The sequence below is a fragment of the Cryobacterium sp. genome, from assembly GCF_025463825.1.
Lineage (GTDB): Bacteria > Actinomycetota > Actinomycetes > Actinomycetales > Microbacteriaceae > Cryobacterium.
Genome location: NZ_JAODBG010000060.1, coordinates 1 through 11,671, shown reverse-complemented (window position 1 = coordinate 11,671; position 11,671 = coordinate 1). Strand labels below are relative to the sequence as shown.

General features: G+C 70.6%; 13 protein-coding genes. 9 read left to right on the top strand and 4 right to left on the bottom strand.

The features are described from left to right. Window positions 1-273, top strand: a 273-nt coding sequence (locus tag JWP54_RS07835; RefSeq protein ID WP_297369938.1) for a hypothetical protein, incomplete at its 5' end; no start/stop codon positions are given. Here JWP54_RS07835 and JWP54_RS07830 read toward each other — a convergent pair. Further along, a complete protein-coding gene (locus tag JWP54_RS07830) occupies window positions 203-1,141 on the bottom strand; it encodes a phosphodiesterase (RefSeq protein WP_297369936.1) in 939 nt (312 codons plus the stop codon). The two genes, JWP54_RS07835 and JWP54_RS07830, sit on opposite strands and share 71 nt — an antisense overlap. Before the next feature lie 168 nt (window positions 1,142-1,309). Beyond that, a complete protein-coding gene (locus tag JWP54_RS07825) occupies window positions 1,310-1,756 on the bottom strand; it encodes an Hsp20/alpha crystallin family protein (RefSeq protein ID WP_297369934.1) in 447 nt (148 codons plus the stop codon). A gap of 543 nt (window positions 1,757-2,299) precedes the next feature. Here JWP54_RS07825 and JWP54_RS07820 point away from each other — a divergent pair. From JWP54_RS07820 to JWP54_RS07790, 7 genes are all read left to right on the top strand, one after another. Next, a complete protein-coding gene (locus JWP54_RS07820; RefSeq protein WP_297369931.1) occupies window positions 2,300-3,136 on the top strand; it encodes a phosphatase PAP2 family protein in 837 nt (278 codons plus the stop codon). A gap of 62 nt (window positions 3,137-3,198) precedes the next feature. Beyond that, window positions 3,199-4,446 (top strand): type III polyketide synthase, encoded by a 1,248-nt coding sequence (locus JWP54_RS07815; protein ID WP_297369928.1) that lies wholly within the window; start codon window positions 3,199-3,201, stop codon window positions 4,444-4,446. Between the two features lie 4 nt (window positions 4,447-4,450). After that, window positions 4,451-5,197 (top strand): class I SAM-dependent methyltransferase, encoded by a 747-nt coding sequence (locus tag JWP54_RS07810; RefSeq protein ID WP_297369926.1) that lies wholly within the window; start codon window positions 4,451-4,453, stop codon window positions 5,195-5,197. Beyond that, on the top strand, window positions 5,190-6,344 hold the full coding sequence (locus tag JWP54_RS07805; protein WP_297369924.1) for an NAD(P)/FAD-dependent oxidoreductase: 1,155 nt from the start codon (window positions 5,190-5,192) through the stop codon (window positions 6,342-6,344). The genes JWP54_RS07810 and JWP54_RS07805 overlap by 8 nt, the downstream gene beginning before the upstream one ends. Before the next feature lie 97 nt (window positions 6,345-6,441). Then, a complete protein-coding gene (locus JWP54_RS07800) occupies window positions 6,442-8,076 on the top strand; it encodes a methyltransferase (protein WP_297369921.1) in 1,635 nt (544 codons plus the stop codon). A 172-nt stretch (window positions 8,077-8,248) separates the two neighbouring features. Then, window positions 8,249-9,685 (top strand): flavin monoamine oxidase family protein, encoded by a 1,437-nt coding sequence (locus JWP54_RS07795; protein ID WP_297369919.1) that lies wholly within the window; start codon window positions 8,249-8,251, stop codon window positions 9,683-9,685. Window positions 9,686-9,967: 282 nt separating this feature from the next. After that, window positions 9,968-10,234, top strand: coding sequence for a hypothetical protein (locus tag JWP54_RS07790; RefSeq protein WP_297369917.1), 267 nt, complete (start codon window positions 9,968-9,970; stop codon window positions 10,232-10,234). A gap of 43 nt (window positions 10,235-10,277) precedes the next feature. Here JWP54_RS07790 and JWP54_RS07785 read toward each other — a convergent pair whose 3' ends face one another. Further along, window positions 10,278-10,979: a Pr6Pr family membrane protein gene (locus JWP54_RS07785; RefSeq protein ID WP_297369915.1), complete on the bottom strand. Its 702-nt coding sequence runs from the start codon at window positions 10,977-10,979 to the stop codon at window positions 10,278-10,280. A 158-nt stretch (window positions 10,980-11,137) separates the two neighbouring features. Then, complete coding sequence (locus tag JWP54_RS07780; protein ID WP_297369912.1) at window positions 11,138-11,407, bottom strand: acylphosphatase; 270 nt, start codon at window positions 11,405-11,407, stop codon at window positions 11,138-11,140. Between the two features lie 95 nt (window positions 11,408-11,502). On the opposite strand from JWP54_RS07780, the gene JWP54_RS17700 reads away from it, so the two are divergent. After that, on the top strand, window positions 11,503-11,671 hold a 169-nt coding region (locus tag JWP54_RS17700; RefSeq protein WP_367274194.1), incomplete at its 3' end, for an NmrA family NAD(P)-binding protein.

Below are 11,671 nucleotides of genomic sequence, written 5' to 3'. Positions count from 1 at the left end.
GACATGTTCTGCCTCAACGACGGCAGCTTCCCCGAGATCAGCGACGAGGTGCGCACCGAGGCCGTCACCGACTTCCTCGAGCGCTATTTCCCGATCGTGGCACCCTGGGAGCGCGAGAGCGTCATCGCGGAAAGCCAGCACGGCGAGGACACTCTCATCGAGAGCGCCCTCGGCACCGGCTCACACCTGATGAACGGTGACGTTATCGCAGAACCGGGATCGGCCTGGTCATTGGCGGCTCTCGGTACGCGGGGAGAGAACCAGCAGGCATGATCTCGATGCCGGAAGCGCTCAATCGTCGGGCGCTTTCGGTGGCGTCGATGTAGTCAAGCGCCTCGAATTCGCCCAGGGGCACGACCGAGTGCAGCACCGTGTCGGAGTACACGTGCACGAGGTTGAACGCCCGCGCGCCGTCCCGGCCACGGGTGCCGCCGACCGGCACGTTGAGGTCCTGGGTGTAGCAGGTGGCCGACGCCACCGACACCGGGATGCCGGCGAAGGTCGCCGTCGAGGAGTAGTGCAGGTGGCCGGCCAGGATGCTGCGCACATCCGTACCTCGCAGCACCTGCGCCAGACTGGCCTGGTCGCGCAGCTCCACGGCGACCGACAGGTCGAGCATGCTCGGCACCGGCGGGTGGTGCATGGCGAGGATGGTGCCGTCCGGGGCCGGGAAGCTGAGCTGATCGCTGAGCCACTCGAGCTGCCGGTCGGAGATCTCGCCGTGGTGGCTGCCGGGCACCGTGGTGTCGAAGGTGATGATGCGCAGCCCGCCGACGTAATCGACGTGGTCGATCGGCTCCAGGCTCGCCTTCTGGCCGAGCAGTTCGGTGCGGAAGTTCGCCCGGTTGTCGTGGTTGCCCATTACCCAGAGCAGCTTGGCGCCCATCCGCTCGGCTGCAGGTTCGACGATGCTGCGCAATCGCGCGTACGCATCCGGCTCACCCTTGTCGGCGAGGTCGCCGGTGATGACGATGGCGTCGGGCCTGCCGCCGGACGCCTCGACGTCACGGATCAACCGTTCGACGTGCTGAGCGCTGTCCACGGTGCCGTACAGACGGTTGCCGTCGGCAAGCAGGTGGGTGTCGCTGAGGTGGAGAAGGAAATAATCCGGCCTGGAATATTCGGCCGTTCGAATGCTCACGGAGCTTCCATTCGTTTGGTACTAATGCACTTTACGGGGATTACGCTGCGGATGCTACAAAACCAGTCGATCAGAAAATTATGAACATAGCGTGTACAACACGCGAAAAGGCAGGACCCGGAGAATAATTCTCCCCGAGCCCTGCCGGCGCCGCGTGAGTCGAACGTCTTACTTCTCCAGGTGTTTTTCGCCTTCCTTCACCGTCAGCGTCTCCTGCTGCGCTTCGGTGCTCACCTCGATCCTGCGGGGCTTGGCGGCCTCGGTGACCGGGATGGTCACGGACAGCACCCCGTTGGCGTAGGTGGCGCTGATGTTGTCGAGGTCGATGCCTTGGCCCAGGTTCAGCTGGCGCAGGAATGATCCTGCGGTGCGTTCCCGGGTGAGCCACTTCACGTTGTCGTGGTTGGCCAGGGTGCGTTCGCCCCGGATGGTGAGCAACTGGCCGTCCACGTCGATGTCGACAGAACCCGGGTCGATGCCGGGCATGTCGGCGTTGAGGACGTACACATCACCGGACCGGTAAAGGTCCATCGGCATCAGGCGCGGGCCGCGCACGTCCATCAACGCGCCGGCGATGCGGTCGAGTTCGCGGAAGGGGTCGTAGTTCATTGCCATGATCAGCTCGCTTTCGTCGCTCGTTCGGCGCGGACCACTCGGTTCGGCCGAGTTGTCAAACCTGAGTCGCTACGACTCAACTGTTAGTATTTTCGCGCACCTGGGCACCGCTCGCAACTCGGTTTCGACCCCGTTCGCGGTCAGCGAAGAGCGCCGCCAGCAGCAGTGGTGGGGCCGGCCGGACGCGCTTTTCGCGGGGATGGTCAGGGATGCGTGAGGCCAGGGGTGGCCGCCGGCAGGACGGGGGTCTCACCCTCGCCGTGCTCATAGGGGGCGCCGGACTCGTGACTGGCCGACGCGGCTCGGCGCCGCTCGGATTCGAAATCGCCCTCGAGCCCCGGGTAGCCGCCGCGGTCGAACGAGCGATCAGCCGCCCGATCGCGTTCGGGACGTTCCCGGCGTGCTTTCCTGCCAAACATATTCTGACGCTACGCCTCGGCTCGACGATGTCAAGGCACAAAACGGGCCAGCTTCAGCCGCCGTCTTCCGCGTCGCATCCCCCCCTTTTCACGGTTCACCCATGCTGGCGTGGGAAAGTAGAGGGTGCACTCGTTTTCCCGCCTCACGCCCACCCGCTACATCGGCGCCGCTGTGCTTTGCGCGCTCGCCTTCGGGGCCCTGTACGCCTACTTCGTGCGCGACGAAACGGGCCAGGCCATCGACCAGCTGGCGTTCAACGGTGCCGAAAACGGCACCACCGGGATGGCCGTCACGCAGCGCCTGCTCGACCTGATTCCCTCCGTGTTGGTGGCCGTCGGCGCCATCGTGAGCGTCGTCATCGCCGTCGTCCGCCGGGCCTGGTTCGCCCTGATCGTGGCGGTCGCCGGTGCAATGGCGGCCGTGGTCACCACGCAGCTACTCAAGAGGGTGGTCCTCACCCGTCCCGACCTCGGCGTGGACGGCTATGTCTCCAACTCATTCCCGTCCGGGCATACGACGGTGGCGGCGGCATCCGCCCTCATGGTGTTCCTCGTGGCCAGCCCGCACACCCGCTGGCTGGCGGGCACGATCGGCGCGGCGGTCGCGGTCGCGGCCGGGGTTTCCACCCTGGTCAGCCTGTGGCACCGGCCCAGCGATGTGATCGCTGCGCTGCTCGTGGTGTCGTTCTGGGGATGCGTCGGGGGCGCGGTGCTCACCCGCTCCGGCGGGCGCCAACGGGCCGCGCGAACGCCCGCCCCGGCGCGGGTGGGATTGCGGTTGCAGACCTGGATCGCCGTGGTGGCGGCGGTCGTGACCGCCGTCGCGGTGGGCATCGGCGCGACCGGCGCGTTCGGGAGCTCGGCGGCACCGCTGGCCTACCTCGGTGCCATCACGGCGATCGTCGCGGTCGGCTTCGTGCTCGCCATCACCGCCACCCATCTCTTCGACAGCCTCCCGTAACCGGTTCGGCCACCGACTCGACGGGGGGTGTGCCCACGCCGTTCCGCGTGTCACACTGGGGCATGGCCGTCACGCTGAGAGCGCTCCAGACTGTTGTACCGCCCACCGTCCTTGTGCAGGAGCAAGTACGGGACATCTTCGCCGCGCAGCCGGGCTTGAGCCGGCTGGCGCAACGGCTGGTGACCGCGTCGTTCAACCTGTCCGGCATCGACACCCGCCACACCGTGATCGACGAGCTCACCCTCGACTCCACGGCCACCGACCCGCAGTTCTTCGATGCGGCCAGCCGGCGGCTCCTGGTGCCCGGCACCCGGGTGCGCAACGAGCTCTACATCGAACAGGCCACCAAGCTGTTCGTGGAGGCCGGCCGGCGCGCCCTCGCCGCCTGCCCTGGCCTCGACCCGGCCGACATCACCCACGTCGTCACGGTCTCGTGCACCGGTTTCTACGCTCCGGGTCCCGACTACATGCTGGTGCGGGCACTGGGGCTGGCGCCGTCCACCCAGCGCTACCACCTCGGCTTCATGGGCTGCTACGCGGCCATGCCGGCGCTGCGCACGGCCAAGCAGTTCGTGGAGGCTGACCCGAACGCCGTGGTGCTCGTGGTGAGCGCCGAACTGTGCTCGCTGCACCTGCGCACCTCGAGCGACCCCGACACCATCGTGGCCTCGTCGTTGTTCTCGGATGGCGCGGCCGCCGGCATCGTGAGTTCCCGCACCCCTGAGCCCGGCGAGGCGGCCCTGGTGCTCGACCACTTCGAGACCGTGATCACCCCCGTCGGCGAGAGCGACATGGCCTGGAAGATCGGCGATGAGGGCTTCGAGATGATCCTGAGTTCCTATGTGCCGCACATCATCGACGAGCACATCGAGTCGGCCCTTGCTCCGCTGTTCGGTCGCGACGAGCGCCTCACCCTGGCCCTCGCCGACGGCGTCCTGGCCGAGGCCGGCGCCGTGACGGCCGGCGCCGACGACGCCGGCGCGACCGGGGCAGCCGCGGGCGGCCGGGTGCTCACGGCACCCGCGCCCGGGTCGCCGCTCAGCACCGCGATCGCGCACTGGGCGATCCACCCCGGCGGGCGGAGCATCCTGGACAAGACCGAAGCGAAGCTCGGGCTGACCGAGGCGCAACTGGTGCCGTCCAGGGAGACGTTGCGCACCAACGGCAACATGTCCAGCGCCACCATCCTGTTCGTGATGAAAGCCATCCTCGACGGTGAGTCCACCGCCGACGGCGACCGGGTCTGCGCGATGGCGTTCGGCCCCGGCCTCACCGTCGAATCCGGCTTGATGACCGTGACGCGCGGCTGAGGCGGTGCTCCCAACGCTTCGGGAACGGGCCGTCGACGCCGTCGAGATCATGGATGATCCTTCCTGCGACCCCGAGAGGTTGCGCCGCACCTACGCGGACTTCCGGCTGGTCAACGCCGTCGTGTCCGGCCTGCGGCACAGCTATCGCCGCGACATCCGGCCGCGGCTGAGCGCGACCCGCCCGCACGCGCTGCTGGACATCGGCTCCGGCGGCGGCGACGTGGCCCGGTCGCTGGCCCGCTGGGCGGCCCGCGACGGCCTGCGCCTGACGGTCACGGCGATCGACCCGGATACCCGCGCCCACGACTTCGCCATCGACCAGCCGCCGCTGCCCGGGCTGCGCTTCCGCCGGGCGCACAGCGGCGACCTGGTGGCCGCGGGGGAGCGCTACGACACGGTGCTCTCCAACCACGTGCTGCACCACCTCGCCGCCGCCGACCTCGGCGCCCTGTTGGCCGACTCCGAACGGCTCAGCCGCGGCCTGGTACTGCACGGCGACATCGAACGGAACCCGCTGGCTTACGCGGCGTTCGGACTGGGCACCTGGCCGTTCTTCCGCGGGTCCTACATCTGCGCCGACGGGCTCACCTCGATCCGGCGCAGCTTTACCTACCCGGAGCTGGCGGCTGCGGCGCCGCCCGGCTGGACAGTGCACCGCGAGCGCCCGTACCGACTGGTGCTCCGGTGGGACGCGCCGGGCGCCGTGGTTGCCGCCCTCCCGGACGGACCGGACGAGGCGGCACGTGCGTGACGTGATCGTGGTGGGCGGTGGCCCGGTCGGCATCGTGCTGGCCTGCCTGCTCGCCGAGCATGGGCTGGACGTGCAGGTGCTCGAACGGCGCACCAAGCCGTCGATGCAGGCGCGGGCGATCGGCATCCACCCGCCGTCGATGCGGGTGCTGCGCCAGGTGGGCGTGGCCGACGAAGTGTTGGCGCGGGCGGTGCGTATCGACGCGGGCAGCGTGCGCTGCGGCGGTCGCACCCTCGGGCGACTCTCGTTCACGCGGATGGCCGGCCGGTTCCCGTTCGTGGTGGCGTTGCCGCAGTACGAGACCGAGGCCGTGCTGCGGGCGCGCTTCCGGCAGCTGAAGCCGGAGGGGCTGCGCTCCGGCGTGCTGGTGGGCACCCTGCAGGACCGGGGCGACCACGTGAACGTGCTGGCGGAGTCCCCGGACCCGGCCCGGCCAGGCGGTGGGGAGCTGCTCGGGATCGCCCGGTACGTGGTGGTGGCGGACGGCGCGCGCGGGCACCTGCGCGAGGCCGCCGGGATCGCGTCCCGCCCGGTCGGCGGCGGCGGCAGCTACCTGATGGCCGACTATCCGGACAGCGGCGAGCACGGCAGCGAGGCGGTGCTGTTCTTCGAGGCGGGCGGAGTCGTCGAATCGTTCCCGCTGCCCAGCGGCCGACGGCGCTGGGTGGCCATGACCCCCAGCCTGATGACGGATGCGCCGATCGAGAAGTTGAGCGCGCTCATCCACGCCCGCACCGGCGTGCAACTGCCGCCGTCGGACGCCCTGCCGAGCTCGTTCTCGGTGCGGCAACGCCTCGCGACGGCGATGGTGAACGGCCGGGTGCTGCTGGTGGGCGACGCGGCGCACGAGATCAGCCCGATCGGCGGCCAGGGCATGAACCTCGGCTGGCTTGACGCCCTGGCGCTCGCGCCGGCGCTCAAGCACGCGCTCGCCCTGCCGATCGAGGCTCGGGCCACCCTCGGCGACTACGACCGAGTGCGCCGCCGCAGTGCCCGCCGCGCCGCCCGGCAGGCCGGCTTCAACATGGCGATGGGCCGCCCGGCGCAGGGCACGCGGCTGCAGCTGCGCAACGCGCTCGTGCGCATCCTGGCCATGCCGCCCCTGAACGGCCTGCTCGCCCGCGCCTTCACGATGCGCTGGCTCTGACGTACCGCGAAAGCGGTCGTGTGGCTACCTCGGCACCGCTGAGGTGACCACGGGGCCGCTTTCGCGAGTTGCGCTCCCGGTGCAGTTGAATGGGAGGGTGACCGCACCCCTGATCGACCTGCTCCGCGCCGACCTCGCCGCCGCCAACTTCTCGGTGACGGCCCTGACCGGGCTGTGGGGCATCGAAGCGGATGCCGCGCTGCACCGCAACCAGCGGGTGCCGGCCCTGCGGGCGCTCACCCGGCTGCGCGCCACCCTCACCGTGCCCGAGCCCAATGTGGCCCTCGCCCAGCTGTTCGTGCTCGGGCTCCCCGTGGCGCGGGCCGAGATCGACGCGGCCCTGCCCACCCTCGGCGTGGCCGGCGCCGAGCAGCTCGGCCTGCTCGGCTCCCACCAGGCGCACGGTGGCACGGAGGAGGACCCGACGCCGCCAGCGGGGCCGGCCCAGGTGCATCCGCTCGTCGACCTGCGCCCGTACAGCTTCGTCGACGCGCACGGCGCCGGCAGCTGGTGGATCACGTCCGACCTCGGCGAGCTGGCGCTGGGGCATCCGCTCGGCGAGAACCACGTGCTCGGCGTCGGCGGTGCATCCCTCACCCTCAGCGCCCTGATGATCCCCAACCCGGTCGACAACGCCCTGGACCTCGGCACCGGCTGCGGCATCCAGGCCCTGCACGCGGCCCGGCACGCCCGCAGGGTGGTCGCCACGGACATCTCCGCCCGCGCCCTCGAGCTCGCCGCGCTCAACGCCCGCCTCAACGGCGTCGACAACATCGAGTTCCGGCTCGGCAGCCTGTTCGACCCCGTGGTGGGAGAACGCTTCGACCACATCATCTCCAACCCGCCCTTCGTGATCACCCCGCGGGTCGAGGGCGTGCCCAGCTACGAGTACCGCGACGGCGGCCTGCTCGGCGACGCCCTGGTGGAGGCCGTGGTGCGCGGCGCCGCCGAGCACCTCACCGACGGCGGTGTCGCCCAGCTGCTGGGCAACTGGGAGTACCACGACGACGCCGACGCCTTCGACCGGCTCACCGGCTGGCTCGAGCGCCCGGCGGCCGCCGACGACGCCCCGCTGGACGCCTGGATCATCGAGCGGGAGGTGCAGCCGCCCACCGGGTACGCCGAAACCTGGATCCGCGACGGCGGCACCCGCCCGGACACCCCCGACTTCGACCGGCTCTACGGCGCCTGGCTCGACGACTTCGAGGCCCGCGGGGTGAGCCAGGTCGGCTTCGGCTACATGCTGCTGCGCCGCAGCCCGACGGATGCCCGTGGCCGCCGTCCGGCCCCGCCGCGCGCGCGGCTGCTGCGCCTTGAGCGCCTGCCGGAGGCGCTCGGCCACAACGCCGCCGGGATCGGCAGCCACCTCGCCGACTGCCTGACCGCGCACGACTGGCACGCCGGGCTGGATGACGCGGCCCTGGCCCGCGCCACGCTCACCGTGGCCTCCGACGTCACCGAGGAACGGCACTTCTGGCCCGGCCAGGAGGACCCGACCCTGATGACCCTGCACCAGGGCGGCGGCTTCGGCCGGTCGGTGCCGCTGGACACCGCCCAGGCCGCGCTGATCGGCGCCTGCGACGGGGAACTGCCGGTGGGCGCCATCATCGACGCGATCGCCCAGCTGCTGGGCGCCGACGCGGACGCCCTCCGCGCCGAGCTGCTGCCGCGGGTGCGCGCGCTGCTCGACGACGGGTTCCTGGAGCCGCCGGCCGCCGGCTCTGCCGCCTGAGCCGCATCCGCCTAACTGTTGCCGATACGGACAATTGGACCCGGCACACCGGGTGCACATGTCCGCACGGGCAACAGTTGCGCCCGGGAGCCGGTGGCCGCGCGCTGAGGTAGCGTGAGTGGTACCACTTCGAGGGGCCGAGAGGAGTGCGTCACCTGACGCGAGTGCAGCAATGAAACGTCGGACTTTCCTGATCGGCTCCCTCTCCGGGTTGTCCGTGCTCGCGCTCAGCAGCTGCGTGCCCGAGGCCCCCACCCCGACGGGCACGCCCACCCCGACCAGCACGCCCGCGCCGTCCCTGGTGCCGCAGCCGGCCGGCATGCTCCGCAGTTCCTGGTCCGAGGACCCGTTCGCCCGCGGCTCCTACAGTTTCGCCGCGGTCTCCTCGACGCCGCAGCAGCGTGAGGACCTCGCCGAACCCATCCTTGACCGGCTCTTCCTGGCCGGCGAGGCGGTCTCGGCCGACGCCCCCGGCACCGTGCAGGGCGCCCGCGGCTCCGGGCAGCGGGCCGCAAGGGCGTTGGTAGACCTCGCCGAGCCCGGGGAGCAGATCGCCGTGATCGGCGCCGGCATCGCCGGCCTCGCCGCCGCACGCCAGCTCGCCGACGACGGCTTCACCGTCATGGTGATCGAGGCCCGCGACCGGCTGGGCGGCCGCATCGAGACCGTCGCGAACGACTCCTGGCCGATCCCCGTCGAGCTCGGCCCGTCATTCATCGTCTCCGCCAGCACGAACTCCCTCGACGAGGAGCTCACCGGACTCGAGGTCTCGCACACCGAGTTCCTACCCGTGCCCGAGGTGCGCACCCCGGCCGGCGCCGTCACCGAGGTCTCCACGGTCGGCACCGACGCCGTGACCGAGGCGCTGGCCTGGGCCGCGGAGCAGGCGCAGGACACCGCCCTGGCCAAGGCGCTCGTCGCCACTGGGTCGGCCGAGCTCTCGATGACGGATGGCGACGCCGGCGTCTCGGACGCCGACTGGCTGGACTACCAGCTCGCCACCGCCACCACGCTGGAGACCGGTGCGCCGACCGACGAGATGTCCAGCTGGTACGCCCCGGAGCCGGCCACAACGGTCGCCGACGACACCCGCATCGTCCTCGGCGGCTACAGCACCCTGGTCGACGATGTCGCGACGGACCTCGAGGTGCTCTACTCCAGCGTGGTCACCCGGATCGGGTACACCGAGACATCCGTGAGCCTGCGCCTGGGCACGGGGGAGTCACTCACCGTCGACCGCGCCATCGTGACGGTGCCGCTGGGCGTGCTGCAGGGTGATGTGATCGAGTTCGTACCGGCCTTGCCGTTCGCCCATCGCGGCGCGATCGCTGCCCTGGGCATGGGCACGCTCGACAAGGTCTGGCTGCGCTTCGACGAACCGTTCTGGGACACCGAGGCGGTGCTGTGGACCACCGTCGGCGACGACACCCTCGACTTCCGGGTCTGGGTGAACATGATGCCGCTGACCAACGAGCCGATTCTGGTGGGCTTCGTCAGCGGCGAGCACGCCCTGGCCCTGGCGGCGGTGGACGACACCGCGGTCACCGACGCCGCCCTGCGCAGCCTGGAGCCATTCGCGGTGCTCGCCACCGCCACCCCCGCGCCCTGACCGCGCCGTCCGCGGCCAAGATCCGGGGTGGGGTTCGCACCGCAACGGATTAACGAGCAAAATTCAGAAACCCGGTGTAACTTCTTCGAAGCGTCTAGGCGGTGACGGGGCCGCCCAACTCAGGGACACCCTTCGGGGTCGATCCAGACGTTGCCTGACCGGTCGTGCCGACGGAGTCCAGTCGGGGTACAGTTCCTCCGCCGTCGGCCTCCGGGTGTGGTCGCGATCCCGCTGTCCCAGTTGAACCGCGGCCAATTTCTCTCCTGATTGACCGTGTGAACCATGTACATCCTGACAAATCTCGATTCCGTATCACTCCTCGATTTTGATGCCAACCTGCCCTGTGAGGGCAGCCACCATCACCGCAGCCTCAGCGGCCACGCGGCCACCGAGCCGGGCGCATTCATGGTGATCTCACCGTGCTGCGGGCCCAAAGTTATCCAGTGCTCGCCCCGGGTCTCGGCCATGCAGGCCTCCGGCGTGCTCTACTGCGGCACCTGCGAGTCCGAGCACCTCACCAGCCAGTACACCTTCGTGCCCGTGGAGTAACCGGGCCGAACCGCCGGCCGGGCCGGCCGACCGCCGCATCCGCTCAGTTCGGCACCGAGCCGCCGGCGCCGCGCGACTGCGGTCGCCAGCTCAGCCGGGACGTCGCGACCAGCAGCGCGGCGATGCCCAGGAACAGGACCACCGCCACCAGGCAGTACAGGGCGGTCTCGAGTGGTCCGCTGACCTGCGCCGGATCGAGGAAGAAGTACGGGTACCAGCCCACCATCGACCCGCGGACCAGCGTGAAGATGCCCCACGCGAGCGGGTAGGGGAGGATCCAGGGCAGGAAGCGCCAGGACAGCCGGGCCTTGCCGGTGTCGGTGAGCCAGTCCAGCAGGGCGATCGACGGGATGTAGAAGTGCAGCACCTGGCTCGGCCAGGGCACGTCGATCGTGTAGTCCCGGGACGAGGACTGGATGACGATGGTGAGGAACACGATGCCGGAGACCAGGATGTAGGTGGTCACCAAGGCCCGGAACACATCCAGCCACTGCGGATCCCGCTCTCGCCGGAACGCGACGATCGCCCCGAGCACGAACGCCACCACCCCCGCGATGGCGCTCTGCACCGTGAAATAGGTGAACACGTTGTACGCCGAGAAGGCGGGGAACAGCAGCACATACTCGTAGTTGCCGATGAGCCCGACGATGCCGGCCGCCGCGAGCAGCAGGCGCCCGACGCCGTACCCGTCCCGCAGCGTGAAGCGTCCGCGCGCGCGCAACGGCTCACGCGCCTGAGATTCCACCCGCGGTCGGGAGGCTTCGCGCACCGTCGGTCCAGTCCGGTCGGGACCGGATGCCTGCGCGCCCATACTCCCACGGTACGCCAGGCAGCTCGGGGTGCGATCCACCGCAAGCCCGCAGCGCCCGCTCGGCGGCCGGCGCCCGCGCTCGGAGGTGCAGGTCAGAGGCGGATGCTGAAGCTCGCCTCGCCGTGTTCGGCCAGGTCGGTCACCTGCACCGACTGCACCTTCGCCGAACGCGGTCCCGTGTGCAGCCAGGCCAGCATCCGCTCGACGGCGGCGTCATCACCCTCGATCTCGGCCTCCACCGCCCCGTCCGACCGGTTGCGCACGAAGCCTCCCACCCCGAGGGTGCTGGCCTGCGCTTCGGTGTAATACCGAAACCCGACGCCCTGAACCATCCCGTTGACGATCACCCGTTTGCGACTCACGTCCCCATTGTGTGCGCCCGCCGCCGCCCCGACAACCCCGGGCCCGAGCTGCCGTTGGCCGCTTTCGCGGCTGGGGAGCGCGCTAACGTAGGGGAATGACCGACCAGACCCGACGCGGCATCCTGGTCACCGGCGCCTCCGGCACCGTGGGGCAGGCCGTGGTGGCTGCCCTCACGGCGGCGGGCGAAACCGTGGTCGCCGGGATGCGGGACCCGCGCGCCTGGCTCGCCGAGGGCGCCCGGCGCGCCAGCGGCACCGCGGCCG